The sequence below is a fragment of the Nostoc sp. CmiVER01 genome (assembly GCF_034531135.2).
In the GTDB taxonomy this organism is placed as follows: Bacteria; Cyanobacteriota; Cyanobacteriia; order Cyanobacteriales; family Nostocaceae; genus Nostoc.
In genome coordinates this window covers 290,915-307,224 of sequence record NZ_JAVRBU020000001.1, presented here as the reverse complement: position 1 = coordinate 307,224, position 16,310 = coordinate 290,915, and the positions used below count along the sequence as shown (strand labels likewise).

General features: G+C 42.9%; 14 protein-coding genes. 6 read left to right on the top strand and 8 right to left on the bottom strand.

Annotation, left to right across the window (positions count from 1 at the left end):
- Positions 1-74 precede the first annotated feature (74 nt).
- The gene (locus RMZ43_RS01100; RefSeq protein ID WP_322645769.1) at positions 75-2,069 is read right to left on the bottom strand and encodes a serine/threonine phosphatase; all 1,995 of its coding nucleotides are present in this window, start codon (positions 2,067-2,069) and stop codon (positions 75-77) included.
- A gap of 255 nt (positions 2,070-2,324) precedes the next feature.
- Positions 2,325-3,116 carry a basic amino acid ABC transporter substrate-binding protein gene (locus tag RMZ43_RS01095; RefSeq protein WP_322654113.1) on the bottom strand — a complete coding sequence of 264 codons (792 nt, stop codon included), beginning with the start codon at positions 3,114-3,116 and terminating at the stop codon, positions 2,325-2,327.
- A 252-nt stretch (positions 3,117-3,368) separates the two neighbouring features.
- Between RMZ43_RS01095 and RMZ43_RS01090 the strand changes: the two genes are divergently transcribed.
- Positions 3,369-4,568 carry a PLP-dependent aminotransferase family protein gene (locus RMZ43_RS01090; RefSeq protein ID WP_322654112.1) on the top strand — a complete coding sequence of 400 codons (1,200 nt, stop codon included), beginning with the start codon at positions 3,369-3,371 and terminating at the stop codon, positions 4,566-4,568.
- 167 nt (positions 4,569-4,735) lie between these two features.
- Here the strand turns inward: RMZ43_RS01090 and RMZ43_RS01085 are convergent, their stop codons facing one another.
- The 3 genes from RMZ43_RS01085 to RMZ43_RS01075 all read right to left on the bottom strand — a co-directional run bounded on the left by RMZ43_RS01085 (position 4,736) and on the right by RMZ43_RS01075 (position 7,038).
- Positions 4,736-5,362 (bottom strand): J domain-containing protein, encoded by a 627-nt coding sequence (locus RMZ43_RS01085; protein WP_322645766.1) that lies wholly within the window; start codon positions 5,360-5,362, stop codon positions 4,736-4,738.
- 244 nt (positions 5,363-5,606) lie between these two features.
- The gene (locus RMZ43_RS01080) at positions 5,607-6,218 is read right to left on the bottom strand and encodes an ATP-dependent Clp protease proteolytic subunit (RefSeq protein ID WP_109008536.1); all 612 of its coding nucleotides are present in this window, start codon (positions 6,216-6,218) and stop codon (positions 5,607-5,609) included.
- A 157-nt stretch (positions 6,219-6,375) separates the two neighbouring features.
- Positions 6,376-7,038, bottom strand: coding sequence for an ATP-dependent Clp protease proteolytic subunit (locus RMZ43_RS01075; RefSeq protein ID WP_109008535.1), 663 nt, complete (start codon positions 7,036-7,038; stop codon positions 6,376-6,378).
- Positions 7,039-7,276: 238 nt separating this feature from the next.
- Between RMZ43_RS01075 and RMZ43_RS01070 the strand changes: the two genes are divergently transcribed.
- Both RMZ43_RS01070 and RMZ43_RS01065 read left to right on the top strand, forming a co-directional pair.
- Positions 7,277-8,533, top strand: coding sequence for a vWA domain-containing protein (locus RMZ43_RS01070; protein ID WP_322645765.1), 1,257 nt, complete (start codon positions 7,277-7,279; stop codon positions 8,531-8,533).
- Positions 8,530-9,810 (top strand): vWA domain-containing protein, encoded by a 1,281-nt coding sequence (locus RMZ43_RS01065; protein ID WP_322645764.1) that lies wholly within the window; start codon positions 8,530-8,532, stop codon positions 9,808-9,810. Before RMZ43_RS01070 ends, RMZ43_RS01065 begins: the two co-directional genes overlap by 4 nt.
- A 276-nt stretch (positions 9,811-10,086) precedes the next feature.
- Here the strand turns inward: RMZ43_RS01065 and RMZ43_RS01060 are convergent, their stop codons facing one another.
- Positions 10,087-10,218, bottom strand: a complete 132-nt coding sequence (locus RMZ43_RS01060) for a hypothetical protein (RefSeq protein ID WP_322645763.1) — start codon at positions 10,216-10,218, stop codon at positions 10,087-10,089.
- 13 nt (positions 10,219-10,231) lie between these two features.
- On the opposite strand from RMZ43_RS01060, the gene RMZ43_RS01055 reads away from it, so the two are divergent.
- Positions 10,232-10,492, top strand: coding sequence for a hypothetical protein (locus tag RMZ43_RS01055; protein WP_322645762.1), 261 nt, complete (start codon positions 10,232-10,234; stop codon positions 10,490-10,492).
- Positions 10,482-10,886 carry a type II toxin-antitoxin system VapC family toxin gene (locus RMZ43_RS01050; RefSeq protein ID WP_322645761.1) on the top strand — a complete coding sequence of 135 codons (405 nt, stop codon included), beginning with the start codon at positions 10,482-10,484 and terminating at the stop codon, positions 10,884-10,886. The genes RMZ43_RS01055 and RMZ43_RS01050 overlap by 11 nt, the downstream gene beginning before the upstream one ends.
- Here RMZ43_RS01050 and RMZ43_RS01045 read toward each other — a convergent pair.
- On the bottom strand, positions 10,873-11,091 hold the full coding sequence (locus tag RMZ43_RS01045; RefSeq protein WP_322645760.1) for a DUF433 domain-containing protein: 219 nt from the start codon (positions 11,089-11,091) through the stop codon (positions 10,873-10,875). The genes RMZ43_RS01050 and RMZ43_RS01045 overlap by 14 nt on opposite strands.
- A gap of 258 nt (positions 11,092-11,349) precedes the next feature.
- Positions 11,350-12,750, bottom strand: coding sequence for an esterase-like activity of phytase family protein (locus RMZ43_RS01040; protein ID WP_322645759.1), 1,401 nt, complete (start codon positions 12,748-12,750; stop codon positions 11,350-11,352).
- 481 nt (positions 12,751-13,231) lie between these two features.
- Between RMZ43_RS01040 and RMZ43_RS01035 the strand changes: the two genes are divergently transcribed.
- On the top strand, positions 13,232-16,255 hold the full coding sequence (locus tag RMZ43_RS01035) for a beta-propeller fold lactonase family protein (RefSeq protein WP_322645758.1): 3,024 nt from the start codon (positions 13,232-13,234) through the stop codon (positions 16,253-16,255).
- The last annotated feature ends 55 nt before the right edge of the window (positions 16,256-16,310 follow it).

The following is a 16,310-nucleotide window of genomic DNA, read 5'->3' as shown; positions in this document are numbered from 1 at the left end:
ATTAAGTATTAGGAAAATTATTTCCTAGTTCTCATGCCCCATTCCCGATTCCCCATTCCCAATTCCCCATTTTTTCAACTTTCCAGATTTGGGCGTACTTTTGCTCGAATAAGTATACCAGTAATATTGTCGTGACCATTGTGTTGGTTAGCTAAATCAATCAAGTCTATAACGCCCTGTTCTAAGTTAACGCCAGAACTAAGTAAGGGTTCTAAATGAGTCTGCCAATGAGTTTCTATTAAATCATTATCTGATAGACCGTCCGATGCTAACAGTAGAAGAGTGTCTTCATTGATCTCAAAAAAATTCACATCGGGATGAATCGAGTTTTCGTCACGAGGCCCCAAAGCTTGTGTGAGTTGGTAGGCATCCGGGCGGGCGTAAGCTATGCTTGCTTCCACTCCGCGTGTAATTTCCCGTTGCCCAACTTCGTGATCTACTGTGATTTGTTCTAGTCCCCGCTTGCGCGTCAAGCGATAGAGACGACTATCTCCCACATGAGCGACTGCTACTTGAGTATCTTGAATTAACAACATTACCAGAGTTGTACCCATGCGCCCAACTCCAGAACGGGCATCTTGTTGATTGAGCTTATAAATCGCCTCATTAGCTAAAAACACTGCCTCACGAATGCTATCTTCTGTTGGCAGTTGGTTAGTAATCCAGTGTTCTTGAAAGTATTGCCGTAGAGTATCGACTCCTAACTTACTGGCTATCTCGCCGCCAGCGTGTCCACCCATACCATCACAGAGAATATACAAACCATGCCCTTCTAAGACTCGACTTTTGGGCGACTCTAGCTTTTGAATTTTGGTTTCAATGCCAAAGTAGTCTTCGTTATGATGACGTTGACGCCCTACATCTGTACGTCCTGCATCTTCTAAACTACTTAACTGCATCGCCAGCACAACAGTTGGCATATCATCAGTTTTGCTAATGATATCTTCCGGCTCATATGATTGCGGGATAATTGGCACAGCAGTATTTTTCTCCTTTATTGGGGGTAAAGTTTCGGTTCCTAGTGCTTCCAGTTCAAGAGAGATTTCCTCCAAACGCGATCGCAATTGTGCCATCGTCTGAATCTTACCTACCTCTAAATCCCCCAACATCTGGACTACAGGGCCAAATTGAGTGCGTTGAGATTGCCTAAATAGCGCTTGCCAAACCCGCCCCAAAGCTTGAATGGTTAACGGTTGCTCTGGAATAGCCGATGTTTCGGTTTCGGCATCTTCTGCCGACTCGGTGACAGGCAAAGAATTGGATGATTCCACATATAACCTTTGTAGCGCCAGCGTTTGGTCTTCATCCAATCGCAAATTCGACAAATCTAAAAGGCTCTGACGACAACTTACTGGTTCCAATAATGCCCAAAGTTGGGTCATTTCATAACACCAGTGTAAAATTTTTAACGAACTCGTTGTTTCTTCTTGCCATAAATCGAGTAAAAACTGCCAATGTGAGCGGTCTTCGATTATGACTATCTCCATATTTCCCTGCTGCCATGCATCGTGAATCTGCGGTATCCCCGGCTGACCTTGGTATTGTAATGAAATATAAAGTCTAGCAAGGTGAGGAATTCCACTTGCTTCCACTGATGGCGTTAGCAAATCCGATTGTTGACTTGCTAGTATTGCCTCAATAGGTGATATTTGATACGGCTGGCAGTCTAGAACTCTAACCCCTACATCAGTAATAGTGGCAGTTTCCGTTTGGCCAGGTAGCGGATCTAACAATTGATAACGCTCTTGGGAGTCTAAATAGGAGCCTGGTGCAATCTGAGGACTAGCAAATAGAGAAGATGAAGAAGATATAGCTCCTTCATTTCCCTCATCTCCCTTTTCTGCCACATCCTCCCCTACTCCCAAAGCTTTCGCAGTCGTTTCTTTAGCAATAATTGCCCAAAACACTGTTCCACATTCTGTGCCACAGTTATGACAACGTAGTGCATTCAGAGGTACATCATCGGTACTGCATTCAGGACAAACCTTGTGAGTCAGGGATGTGCCACAGCTTTGACAAAATTTATTACTATTGGGGTTTTCAAATTTACACTGAGGGCAAATCAGCATAGTGGAAGTTCCTTTATTCCCGCTCCAAGGTGCTTCTAGCCACTAAGATTCAAGGTGCCACAATTGGCTGTCCCTGACTACAGTAGACCTACAAGAGATTGTAGTTTATCAATGAATTTTGGTGGCAGTATTAATTGTGACGCATATTAGATAAATATTTAATATATTGGCTGGTAATTGCTTATAAATGGGGAAGATGAGGGGGATGAGGGAGAAACAAGCAATGCCCAATGCCCAATGCCCAATGTCCTATTGTCAAGAATCTGGCAATTGCGGAGGGTCAACGTTAAACCATTTTTGATAAATTTGGTTGTAAGTGCCGTTAGATAACAAAGTCGCTATACCTTTGTTAATTACATCTAGATGGGGGGAGTCTTTAGGCGTAGCAATTCCGTAGTATTCTTGGGTGAGCAAGTCAGTAACAACTTTGATGCCTTGGAGGTTGCCATTTTTAATCGCATACAAAGTTGCGAAAGCATCGCTAATCACAGCATCAACATTGCCATTGAGTAAGTCTTGGAAAAATTCTGGACCAGAACTAAAAGTACTAATTTTGGCGTTGGGGATGGTTTTGGCAAAATCTGCCCCAGTAGAACCAATTTGTACAGCGATTTTTTTACCTTTAAGACTATTGAAGTCTTTAATATTTTGATTGTCTTGGCGGACAGCGATCGCTAGTCCGGCTTTAAAATAAGGCCGTGAAAAAGCAATTGTTTTCAGGCGTTCGGCGGTAATAGTGATTCCGCTAATTGCAGCATCGACTCTTTTGGCTTGCAAAGTCGAGATCATCCCATCAAAGGGCAGACTTTCAAACTGGACTGCAAAACCTGCGACTTTAGCGATCGCATTCATTAAATCAATATCAAAACCTTCCAAGTTCCCGCTAGCCCTTTGGATTTCAAAAGGGACAAAGGTGGGATCTGTCGCCACCTTAAGAAGTTTAGCATTTGGGTTAGTAGTGGGATAGAAACTTTTACACGCAATCATCAGTAGTAGACAGCCTAAGCTTAGAATTAGCTGCTGCCACTTGAGGTTAATTAATTTCACTGTCAGTAATTCCGTTTTATCAGTCAATATTCACGATACTTGTCATCATGTTATAAGGAAGAATATATCCGTCAGGAGCCAGAATCCACTATGAATTCTCGGCGACTCATGAAAGTTTAAGATCCCTATTTTTTTGAAAAATGATGCTTGTTCCGACGCTGTGTTGACAGATTGAAGGCTTATTCCAATCTGACTTTTCGCTAATTGTCTTCTTGTGTGTTCTCTACTGTAACTTCCAATTTTGAACTTTTTATGGCTGCCATTACCCCTGCTTATCGAATTGCTGATTTGTTCGCCGAACGAGCTAGAAATATTGCACCGCCAACCTACAGTACAGAGTTAACCAAAATCGTCAATGTCAGCTTTACCTACGGTCTAGCTGACCCAATTCTCTTTCCTCACGCTCACTTGGCTACTGCAAGTGCTGCTGTGCTGGCAGAAGAGGCTCCCCTAGCTCTCAATTACGGCCCACCTTCAGCTCAACTATACGAGCAAATTATCCTCCGCTTGCAGGCTAAAGGAATCACTACCGATCGCGATCGCCTAATCATTGGCTATGGTTCTGGTCAAATTCTGGGCTTGCTACCAGATGTGTTTGTCGAACCTGGTGATGTGGTAGTTGTCGAAGGTCCAACTTTCCTGGGAGTAGTTGTGAGATTTGTCCAAGCTGGCGCACGCATAATTACCATTCCTGTGGATGAGTTGGGGATGGATGTAGATGCCCTAGAAGTAACATTGAGCGATTTGAAGAAGCAGGGCATCCGGCCCCGGTTTATTTACACTATCCCCACCTTTCACAATCCCACAGGTACTACTATGCCGTTATTTCGCCGCCAAAAATTGGTGGCATTAGCGGCTGAATATGGCGTGCTGGTGGTGGAAGACGATGCTTATAGCGATTTGCGCTTCCAAGGAGAAACTGTGCCCCCCCTGGCAACCCTTGACCAAGAAGGATGGGTATTATACGTGAGTACCTTCTCGAAAATTATTGCGCCCGGTATCAGGTTGGGCTGGGCTTGTGGCGATCCAGCGATTATTGAGCGGCTAGCAATGTTCAAAAGTGAGGGGCCTGTGGGGCCATTTGTCAGTCATGTGGTCGCCCGCTATTGTGCCACAGGCAAATTAGAGAATCACATTCGAGAGTTAATTGCCTGCTACAAGCATAAGTGCAATTTGTTGTTAGAAGCGATCGCTCAAGAGTTTCCCAGTGATGTAGTTGCTTTGCGTCCCGATGGCGGCTTCTTCGTTTGGTGTAAATTGCCCTCAGACATTAGCGCCAAAGCACTCTTAATGGCTGCCAGTGAACACGGTGTCAGTTTTCTACCAGGGACTCGCTGCTACACTAATGGACAGGGGGATGATGCGATCAGGTTAGCTTTTAGCTTTCAGCCAACTCAGAAGATTGTTGAGGGAATCGCTACATTAGGAGCAGTGTTGCGCGGATGGCGGTAATTCGTAATTCGTAATTCCTACCTCGTTCCCAGTCTGAGACTGGGAATGCTCTTTGGGAGGCTACCGCCTCCCGTCTCAGTGGTAGCAGGCCAATGAAGACCATTTCCTTCTTAAAATCTGGAAACGAGATTTTGATTTTTAATAAATTTAATAAATTTTGTCAATATTTAAAAAATTTGTTCTAATCGTTGGAAATCTCGCTGCACTTCATACCAGAGACTTTTATTATGGGGATCTGTCTTCAAAGCTTTTTTGAGATAAATTCTGGCTTTGAGCAGCTGGTTTTGGGAAATTAGCGCCCGTCCCCAAATCTGATAGGCGATCGCTAGCCATTGGCGAACTTCTGCATCTGTTGACAAACGATCTGCTAAGGCTTCCGCCAAGGCGATCGCTTGCGGAAATCGTCTTTCTTGCAAAAATCGCTGTAATTGATCGTAAGTTTTCCACTTCAGCCGTTCTTCTATTTCCAACACATTAGGCGGCTTTGGTTTGCCTGGTTCTTGGCTTGTCACCGTTGTTACTGGTGTTTTCTGCCTATGCGTTGCCTTAGCATCACCACGCACACCAGATGTTGACACCTGAGTTGAATGTGCCACAGTTTCCTCTGGCAGTACCACTGTCAGCAGGAGTTTGTAAGCCTCTGTCAACGCAATAAACTTATCTTTGGCTTTGTTGTCATCTGGGTTGATATCGGGATGATATTGCTGCGCCAAACGTCGGTAAGACGCTTTGATGTCAGCAAAAGAAGCTCCCGATCGCAAACCAAGTAAACGGTAGCAATCTCCAAGATCCATCTTGAGCTATGAGCTATCGAATATCCAGCAAGAGGCTATTAGCTATCTGCTTCACGCCTGAACTATTAATAATAAGGGCTAATTTGCTATTTTAAAGTTCAATGTTTACAGTTTGTTTAAAGAAAGGGAGTGGGGAATAATTAACCCGCATTTCTCACAAGCTTGAAATGCAGAGGGGCAGAGGGGCAGAGGGGATTGAACTTGGCACATTGAACTCTCCCCTGCTCCCCTGCTCCCCTACTCCCTACTCCCCTGTTATTACCGAGGTTCTTTCTTCAATCACACGGTCAATTAAACCGTATTGTTTTGCTTCTTCGGCAGACATGAAAAAGTCACGATCCATATCTTTTTCAATTTTTTCTATGGTCTGCCCGGTTTTATCGGCATAAATGCCATTGAGCTGGTGACGAATCCGTAGAATCTCTCTAGCTTCAATTTCGATATCGGTTGCTTGTCCACGGGTGCCACCTGAAGGTTGGTGAATCATAATCCGTGAGTGAGGCAATGCTAGGCGTTTGCCCTTAGTGCCAGCTGCCAGCAGGAAAGACCCCATTGAAGCCGCTAAACCTACGCAAATAGTCACTACATCTGATTTGATATGTTGCATGGTGTCAAAAATAGCCATGCCAGATGTAACCATCCCACCTGGAGAATTGATGTATAAATAAATATCTTTACCTGGATCATCTGAGTCCAGATACAGCATTACAGCGATAATTTGATTGGCAATTTCATCATCAATATCTCGCCCCAAAAATATAATCCGTTCCCGGTAAAGGCGATCGTAGATGCTAATCCAATCTGTATATTGTCCTCCGGGCATCCGGTAAGGAACTTTAGGAACGCCTATAGGCATAATTTACTCCGTTCTTAATTAGTCATTGGTCATTAGTCATTGGTCATTAGTCATTGGTCATTAATAATTTTTGGTTATTAACAAAGGACGAATGACATAGACGCGCTAGCAGCTACTCTTCGAGAACGCCAAGGGCGAACCCGCAGGGTAGGACGAATTAAAGCACACTGGCAGGAAGTGGAGGATTAGCGAGTTCTTCTTTTTCAAAAACTCGGTCAATTAAACCGTATTCCTTCGCTTCATAGGGTGTTAAATATAACAAGCGATCCATGTCTTTAGTAATTTTTTCTGGAGGCTGTCCAGTGGTACGATGTAAGATATCAACTAACGCCCCTTTATTTACCAAAACTTCCCTGGCGCGAATTTGAATATCCGTTGCTTGACCTTGGGCGTAGCTCTTGGGCTGATGCAGGATAATCGAGGAGTGAGGCAAACTAGCACGGCAACCTTTTGTACCAGCACTGAGTAGCATCGCTGACATACCCATTGCGGAACCGACGCAGATGGTATGGATAGGAGGCTTGATATATTTCATGGTGTCATAAATGGCGAAAGCTTCGGTTTCAAAGCCAATGGGTTCGCCACTGTAACCGGAAGTGCCGGTGGAATTGATATAGATTTTAATCGGTTTTTCGGGGTCGTCAGATTGCAAAAACAGCAATTGGGCGACGATTAATTCTGTGACAGCAGGCACCAGAGGCATCCCAATATAGACAATTCGCTCCTTCAATAAGAGGGAAGGTAAATCTGGCGGTGGTGTCCGGTAAAAGTTATCGCCGTAATATGGGGCTTGAACAGCCTTAATTGGGGAAATGTCCATAGCAACTGATCGCCTGAAACTATGCCGTTAACTGTAATACATCCTAGCGCGATGCCAGCCTTCCTTAAGGTGCGGATTTCTCCCTAATGCTAAAGGCGGCTTCGCATCTGCCAATGCTTGGCTTCTAAGATATTCTGATTATATTAGTGTATTTGTGTTGGATAGGTTTTCCGTAGAGTTAAAGTGTTGCTTTGAAGTTATTTTTTAATATGTATATCCTGAATAGGGACTTTGAGTTATGAAGGTTAATTTGCAGCCTGCCTTGAATGATGGTAATTTGGACGCAAATCAACTGAACAGTCAACGTCAGTTGGGAATTTCGATTTCGGCGATCGCAGAAAATCAAGACCGCCATGTACCTCTGAATTTATGCTTAATTCTCGATCATAGTGGTTCGATGAACGGGCGATCGCTAGAAACAGTCAAAAAAGCCGCGAATCGTCTGGTAGATAGACTTAACCCTGGCGATCGCCTCAGTGTGGTAGTTTTTGATCACCGTGCCAAAGTCTTAGTACCTAATCAAAGTGTCGAAGATCCAGAGAAAATTAAACAGCAAATTAATCGCCTCGCCGCCGATGGTGGAACTGCGATTGATGAAGGACTACGCTTAGGCATTGAGGAGTTGGCAAAGGGTAAAAAAGATACTGTTTCTCAAGCTTTTTTATTAACCGACGGTGAAAATGAACACGGTGATAATAATCGCTGTTTAAAATTCGCTCAACTGGCTGCTAGCTATAATTTGACTTTAAACACTTTGGGATTTGGTGATAATTGGAACCAAGATGTTTTAGAAAAAATTGCTGATGCTGGCTTAGGTACTTTATCTTATATTCAAAAGCCCGAACAGGCAGTAGAAGAATTTAATCGCCTGTTTAGCCGCGTTCAAACTGTAGGATTGACTAACGCTTATCTGTTATTCTCCTTGATGCCCAATGTCCGGTTAGCCGAACTTAAACCTGTAGCCCAAGTTTCCCCAGACACAATTGAGTTACCACTGCAACAAGAAGCTGATGGCCGTTTCGCTGTGCGGTTGGGAGATTTAATGAAAGATGCAGAACGGGTAATCTTAGCTAATATTTATTTGGGACAATTGCCAACAGGTGAACAAGCGATCGCTCATGTGCAAGTCCGCTACGATGATCCAGCCGCCAATAAGGTAGGTTTAGTTACACCAAATATCCCAGTTTACGCCCATGTAGTCAAAAATTACCAAGCAGACCCGAATCCCCAGGTACAACATTCTATTTTAGCATTAGCTAAGTATCGCCAAACCCAGCTAGCCGAAACGAAATTGCAACAGGGCGATCGCTCTGGTGCGGCGACAATGTTACAAACGGCTGCTAAAACTGCACTGCAAATGGGAGATACAAGTGCAGCGACGGTGTTGCAAACTTCTGCCACCCAGCTACAATCTGGTGGAGATTTATCCGAAAGCGATCGCAAGAAAACCCGGATTGTCTCTAAAACAGTTTTGCAAGATACCCCTCCTCAATGAAAGTTAAATTGCTCTCGGCGTTAAATGACAATAATGTTGATGTCGCTCAAACAAGTAGCCAACGTCAATTGGCAATTACAATTTCGGCGATTGCTGATGAGTCTGACAAAAATCTACCACTCAATCTCTGCTTGATTTTGGATAAAAGTGGTTCCATGCATGGACACCCAATTAATACGGTGATCCAGGCTGTAGAAGGATTAATTGATCGGTTGAAAGTAGGCGATCGCATTTCAGTTGTGGCTTTTTCCGGCACTGCGGAAGTCATTATCCCTAACCAAACAATTGAAGACCCCGAAAGCATCAAATCTCAAATAAAAAGCAAACTGACTGCTAGCGGCGGCACTGCGATCGCTGACGGTTTGGAACTGGGAATTACAGAACTGATGAAGGGCACAAGAGGCGCTGTTTCCCAGGCGTTTCTGCTGACGGATGGGCATGGTGAAAGTGCTTTGCGGATTTGGAAATGGGATATTGGGCGAGATGACAACAAACGCTGTCTGAAACTGGCACAAAAGGCTGCCAAGCTGAACCTAACTATCAACACTTTCGGATTTGGCAATAGCTGGAATCAGGATTTGCTAGAAAAAATTGCCGATGTCGGTGGTGGCACTTTAGCCCATATTGAACGCCCTGAACAAGCTGTAGAGCAATTTAACCGACTGTTTGGCCGGATTCAGTCGATTGGGCTAACTAATGCCTACTTGCTGTTATCTCTAGTACCTAATGTCCGACTAGCAGAATTGAAACCCATTGCCCAAGTTGCCCCAGACACAATCGAGTTACCAGTAGAACCCGAAGCTGATGGTAGCTTTGCTGTCCGTTTGGGAGATTTGATGCAGGATGTAGAACGGGTAGTTTTGGCGAACATTTATCTGGGACAATTGCCAGAGGGGAAGCAAGCGATCGCTCATCTACAAATTCGTTATGATGACCCGTTGGTTAACGAAGAAGGTTTACTTTCGCCCGTGATGCCAGTGTATGCAGATGTAGTGCGGGCGTATCAACCAACATCTAATCCGCAGGTACAACAGTCTATTTTAGCATTAGCAAAGTATCGCCAAACCCAGTTAGCCGAGGCGAAATTGCAACAAGGCGATCGCACTGGTGCAGCAACGATGCTGCAAACAGCAGCTAAAACCGCCTTACAAATTGGAGATAAAGGGGCAGCGACAGTGTTGCAAACTTCCGCCACTCGCTTGCAAGCTGGAGAAGAACTTTCGGAAGCAGACCTCAAGAAAACTAGGATTGTATCAAAGACTGTTTTACAGGAATAGCAAAAATTCAACGTTGCTGATTAACGGTATGAAAATTTTGCGCCTTGGTGCAAAGCAAGAAAAAATATTTTATTCCTCAATTGAGCAACAAAGTAATCGTATATTCCTAACTTATTGATTAACAACCACTGAAGAGTTTGATTTATGCTGATCCAGAAGATTGTCCAACAATTGTAAGACATCCCTGAAGACAAACTAGCAGAAATTTATGACCAAATTCACTACTTTCGGCTAGGTTTAAGTCAAGAACGTACATAACCCCGCACCCCTGGTTTATTAAAAGGACAACTCGGTGATGCTTTCTTTGAACCACTCTTCATCGCGGTTAGGTAGTTCAATGATGCGATCGCCCAAGTAGGACGATGCAAAAATTAAGGCTTCTGCCACTAAAATAGAAAAATCATTCACGTGCGTTGTATTTATGGGTAATGAAGTTGAACTACTTGAACACTGGCGACAACTTACACCCCAAAAGCAACAAAAAGTTTTGGAGTTTGTTGAACTACTTAAATCTGAGCCAGAAACAACACCTGCCGAATCTGATTTTGTGCCACAAACACCCTTAGCCAAAAAATTATGGTCGATCCGACAAAGAGCGATCGCTGCTGGATTGCAACTTCTCAACGAAGACGAAATTGAACTTGAACTTGCTGAACGTCGAGGTGGATTCCGTGAGTCTTAAGAAGACTTACATAGACTCTGGTGTACTCATCAGCGCTTTCTGTGGCATTCAGTCAGTCAGCATTGTAGCTCATCAAATTCTTAACGATGAAAATCTAGAGTTTGCCTCAAGTAGCTTCGTTCAGTTAGAAGTCCTGCCTAAAGCAACTTTTAACAAGCAACAAGACGAAGCAGAATTTTACGAAACATTTTTTAGTTCTGTCATTCACTGGGCAACTGACTTAGAGCAAATTATACAGAATGCTTCTCAAATTGCCTGTACTTACGGTTTAGCTGCGATGGATGCACTTCATGTGGCGGCTGCTCTGCAAATTAAAGCCGATCAACTGATCACTACTGAAAAGCCAACCAAACCAATGCACCGAGTAACGGAAATCCAGATTATTTCAATATAAAGCGATCGCCCAAGTAGGACGATGCAAAAATTAAGGCTTGCTGAATATCTTCATCTTCTAATTCGGGAAACTCTTGGCGCAGTTCTTTTCGATTAAGGTAGGTAGCTAATAACTCAATCACCCGACGAACGGTAAGGCGAAGATTACGAATAGAAGGTTGTCCATTCATGCGATTTGGATTGCTGGTGATGCAATCTAATTTCATGGAAGTAACCCTAGCTCAGTTTTCCTCTTGCCTCTCTTAACAAGCTAGCAAACAAACGAAAATAGTTAAGCATATAGAGCAATACAGTTCAGTTAAGCATTTCTTTCTTCTCTCTGCGTCCTTGGCGTCCTTGGCGGTTCGTTAAAAAAATTGAGTTTGACAAAGAGTTTTAGCCTTAACTGAACCGTATTGGCATATAGAGTAGGTAAAATTCCTACTCTAACAGCTTCTAACAATCACTATCAACCAAACTCAATATCAGTTTTTTCCTTTAATCTTCTGCGGTACGAAACCTGGTAAGTCAATACTGTCAACCGCAAAAACAAAAAATTTGTTTGGGTTGTCGACACTTGTCGAATGGTTAGTATCTGGCGCTAAAGTACCAAGAAAATCGTTGTCATTGGCGATGAACAATGTATGCTTTTCGACTCCGTTGACAACCACATCTTCTCCGAAGGCTAAACCTTCAAGCTTGGCTGGAATGTCCTCTTTTTTGATGCCGTATTGAGTCAGCGCAGTCACCACATCGAGGAACAGGGTTTTACTAACCGCCTTGCCAACAAGGTTGCTTTCCCCGGTGATATTGCTAACTTCTTGAGCATTTGTCAGATCGATATGATAAATCTTTTTAAAGGCAGCCTTAGAGCCGTCGCCCAAACCTTTGCCATCGCGCTCATCTACTAAGAATTCGTTATCGTTGATGGCCAAAATCTCGCTGACGGTGGGATATTTCGGTTTATCTGCCGTACCAATATTATCTAGCTGATAAGCGTATTCCTGAGTAGCACCTGTTTCTATGTCAATCTTGACGATTCTGGTATAAGCACCATTAGTACCACCGTCTTGGAGTAGTGGACTCTGCAAAATGCCAACCAGTGTCTTACCGTTGGGAGTAATTGCAAGTCCTTCCATACCTTTGTTCGTAACCCGACCGGAGGTGTTGCCATTGATTTCTGTATCACTAACAGGACTCAAGTTGCTGACTGCAAACTTGCTAGGTAGGTTAAAGACTTTGATACGCTTGCCTGTATTGCGGTTAAATTCATATATGTAAGGGCCGTATTCATCCGAGATAAATATCTGCTCTCCACTCTTAGATACACGCACCCCTTCAGGATCGAAACGCGCATTGTTGCTATATGTTGAGATTTGGCTGGGGTCGAAATTGTCTGAGCGTCCAGTGAAATAGTATTTACCGTTGGTATTTAAGGCTGGGACACCGCTAGGTACACCCAATCCCGCACCACTTCCGTAGTAAAGAGGCTCATTACTTGATAAGAGAGTTGTGTCAATTAAGGAAGGGGTAAGGGTGAAAGGCAACGCTGAACCAAGCGAGCTTGGTATAAGTTCCAATTTGATAGTTTGGAAGCGGTTGATATAGGATGCTGTATCACTCACAGCGCTGTTGTATGAGACGGCATTTGGGCCTCGGTCTGGGATAGCGATAAAGGTATTATTGCCAGCGTAAGCTAGTCCTGACCCTAGACCACCCAAAAGGTTTCCCGCAACGCCGTTTTCTAGAGGAGCAGATGTTTGGGTGGAGCGATCGCTAATCTTACCATCTAGGCTCCCAATTGCAATCAATTTAACCTCTGCATTGGCAGCAGGAGCTATTGCAAATAACACCAACAATGACAAAATAAGACTTTTGTTGAGCATATCACTTCTATTGCTAAAAGACAGTATTTATTAAAAAATATTGTCAGTTTTTTACTTTTTTAGTATCTATTACCAGTGGTTAAGTAAAAGTTAAGCTTAAATTAAGTAAAAATATTAAAGTTTGTATAAAACTTTTACTAGTAGCATTCACAATCTACTAGGGAGAAACAAATAAAAACCACGTTATATATAAAAATTCATAAAGTCTAAAATGTAACAATGAAATAATTACAATTTAAAAGTAAAACTAACAATTCAAAATTAAAAATACTAGCAATTAATTTTATAAACTTCAAAAATAAAACTGGATTTTGATATTTCCACTCAGTAACGTCAAAAAATAAACAAGGTGTTTAAATAACTTAACTAGATAAAATCTGCTACTACCAAAACATAACCAAAAATTACTCATGGCTTAACCATCAACCATAAATATCTGTACTTGAATAGTTATGGTTATCCCTATTCATAGAAAAATTGCATGAAAACTAGTAGAAACCAAGGGTATCTATTAAGTCTTTTGCTGGTAAGTAGCTTGAGTGCAAGTATCCAATCAGCTGGCGCTGGAACTACCAGACCCGTTGGTAACTCACAAAGTGGAGCAGCTTTGCTACCTACAGGTCAAATCATCACGCCCGCAGCAGCACCAGGTTCGACGTTTGCACCTTTAGGAACTGGTTTACGTACAGATGATAATGCTGATGCTGCTGAAGCCGTAAGCACAGCCCTCAGCCCTGATGGAAAAACTTTACTGGTGCTTACTAGTGGTTATAACCAAAACTTCAAGGATGAAAATACAGGTAATACTTTCACTTATCCTGTATTAGACCCGCTAACTGGCAAGCCAAGTGGTACAACAACCCCAAAAGCAGAATGGGTTTTTGTCTATGATGTGACTAGCGGTAAGTTAGTTAAAAAACAACAAATTAATATTCCTAATACCTATAACGGTTTGGCTTGGGCTAAAGATGGCTCACGCTTCTTTGTATCAGGCGGAATTGACGATCGCGTTTATGTTTATGCATCTAATGGTAGTCAGTACGTACCAGATGCCCCGTTTATTCTACTAGGTCACAATTCTGACCAAACTGCACCCTTCCCTAAATATGATGGTGGTTTGTTGAAGGATACACCAGCCAAAGCTGTGAGTACAGGAGCAGTTGTAGCAGGTATTGCAGTTAGTCAGGATGGTAAGACCTTAGTAGCTGCAAACTTTGAAAATGACTCTATATCAATCGTTGATACTCCTACCCGTAAGGTGACTAAAGAAATTAAGTTCTTTAGGGCAGGCGATAAAATAGCAACTGGTGAATTTCCTTTTGATGTCGCTATCAAAAGTACAGAAAAAGGTCAAGCAGCTAAAGTTTTTATTAGTAGCCAGCGCGATGACGAAGTAGTTACTGTTGAAATTGCTTCTGGAAAAATCACTCGTATACCAGTAGGTAGCCAGCCCAACAAAGTACTGCTTTCGACCGATCAAAATCGACTATATGTAGCTAATGGTAATGATGACTCGATTTCAGTCATTGATACAAATAGCAATCGGGTTGTTCAAACCATCTCTCTGTCTCGCCCTGGTGAAAAATATAAAGGTGCTAATCCCAACTCTTTAGCTCTCAGTCCAGATGGACGAACACTTTATGTTACTCTAGGCGGCGAGAATGCGATCGCTGTTGTAGACTTGCAAGCTAGTCGGGTGAATGGACGCATCCCCACTGGCTGGTATCCTAATTCTGTAAGTGTCAGTCTTGATGGTCAAAGACTTTACGTTGTCAATGCCAAGAGTAATTCCGGCCCCAACCCGTCAAACAGTCGCACGACACCAGCAGGAGAAGCACGTAACACTAATTTTAAAAACGATTACAACTGGGCTTTAGAAAAAGCTGGTATCTCAATTATTCCAGTGCCAAGTAGCAGTACTTTGGCTACGCTTTCAACCCAGGTAGACAAAAACAACGGTTTTTATAGTCGTCGTCCTGACCGGACAATGAGGTATTTACAAGGCAAAATTAAGCACGTTATCTACATAGTTAAAGAAAACCGTACCTATGACCAGGTACTCGGTGACTTACCTATCGGTAATGGCGACCCAGCACTTACCTTGTTTCCCTACAAGATTTCACCCAACCATCACAAGCTGTCCCTTAGCTTTGCAACTTTTGATAACTTCTACGACAGTGGCGAATCCAGTGGAGTAGGTTGGAACTGGTCTACTTACGGTCGTACTACAGACTACACCGAAAAAAGTCAATCAGTTCTTTACGGTAACGCTGGCTTTAACGGCTTAACCTACGATTACGAAGGTACAAATCGGAATATCAGTCTTGGACTACCGCAAACTTCCTCAAATAACTCGCCAATCAATACCCGTATAACAGGAGTTTTAGATCCTTCTGGGCGATCTTCCATATTACCTGGAGACAGGGATGTTGATGCTCCCGAAGGAGATGGTAATCTCAAACCGGATGCCATTGGTGGTTATCTGTGGGATACGGCGCTACGTGCTGGCAAGACTGTACGCAATTACGGTTTCTTCGTTGATAACGGAATTCCTTACACTACTAGCCAAACCGATCCTACTAAACCCGATCCGAAAAACCCGGCTTATATTCCCATCTCTCCAACCCCTTACGCTGACAAAATTCCTCAAGCTCCTGTTACTAAAACTGCATTGTTGGATAAAACCGATCTTTACTTCCGGTCATTCGATCAAAATAATGCCGATATTTATTTGTACAACGAATGGGAAAGGGATCTTAAGCAAAATGGATTACCCAATTTAATGCTTGTGCGTTTATCTCACGATCATTTTGGTTCCTTTGGCACTGCTTTATTTGGACTAAATACTCCTGAATTGCAAATGGCAGATAATGACTATGCTATTGGCAAGCTGGTAGAGAAAATTTCTCATTTGCCGGAGTGGAAAGAAACAGCAATTTTCATCATTGAAGATGATTCTCAAAATGGCCCAGATCATGTTGATTCCCACCGTTCGTTAGCCTACGTTATTTCACCCTATACAAAACGGGGTGCGCTCGTTAGCACTAACTACAACACCATTAATATATTGCGGACGATAGAGGATTTGTTAAATATTAAGTATTTGGCAATTACTGATGCTAATGCTGAACCAATGTCAGATGCTTTCATTAGAGAACCGAACTTTGAGCCTTACACAGCGATTGTGCCAGGTAATTTGTGTGCAAAACCTGTAGATCCGAAACTAGTACCAGCTTGCCAAGATCCCAAGGTTGAAAATACAGCAGCTGTGCCCATTCTAAATGATGCAAAATGGTGGGCTGCTATAACCAAGGGTTTCAATTTTATCGGTGAAGATAACCTGGATGCAGAAGAATTCAACGAAATTCTTTGGGAAGGAATTAAGGGCGATAATATTCCTTATCCTAAAGAACGTAACGGTAAAAACTTACGGCAAAACCGCGATCAACTTCTAAAGAATTGGCAATTGAGTCAAACGAATAACTCTACTGGCGCTAAGAATTAAGTCTTAGACGTTTGGTGAAAATATAGAGACGTAGCATTGCTACGTCTCTACAGGG

Coding starts and splice junctions, on each gene's coding strand:
- RMZ43_RS01100 (WP_322645769.1), bottom strand. CDS start 2,069: ATGCTGATTTGCCCTCAGTGTAAATTTGAAAACCCCAATAGTAATAAA.
- RMZ43_RS01090 (WP_322654112.1), top strand. CDS start 3,369: ATGGCTGCCATTACCCCTGCTTATCGAATTGCTGATTTGTTCGCCGAA.
- RMZ43_RS01085 (WP_322645766.1), bottom strand. CDS start 5,362: ATGGATCTTGGAGATTGCTACCGTTTACTTGGTTTGCGATCGGGAGCT.
- RMZ43_RS01080 (WP_109008536.1), bottom strand. CDS start 6,218: ATGCCTATAGGCGTTCCTAAAGTTCCTTACCGGATGCCCGGAGGACAA.
- RMZ43_RS01075 (WP_109008535.1), bottom strand. CDS start 7,038: ATGGACATTTCCCCAATTAAGGCTGTTCAAGCCCCATATTACGGCGAT.
- RMZ43_RS01070 (WP_322645765.1), top strand. CDS start 7,277: ATGAAGGTTAATTTGCAGCCTGCCTTGAATGATGGTAATTTGGACGCA.
- RMZ43_RS01065 (WP_322645764.1), top strand. CDS start 8,530: ATGAAAGTTAAATTGCTCTCGGCGTTAAATGACAATAATGTTGATGTC.
- RMZ43_RS01055 (WP_322645762.1), top strand. CDS start 10,232: ATGGGTAATGAAGTTGAACTACTTGAACACTGGCGACAACTTACACCC.
- RMZ43_RS01045 (WP_322645760.1), bottom strand. CDS start 11,091: ATGAAATTAGATTGCATCACCAGCAATCCAAATCGCATGAATGGACAA.
- RMZ43_RS01040 (WP_322645759.1), bottom strand. CDS start 12,750: ATGCTCAACAAAAGTCTTATTTTGTCATTGTTGGTGTTATTTGCAATA.
- RMZ43_RS01035 (WP_322645758.1), top strand. CDS start 13,232: ATGAAAACTAGTAGAAACCAAGGGTATCTATTAAGTCTTTTGCTGGTA.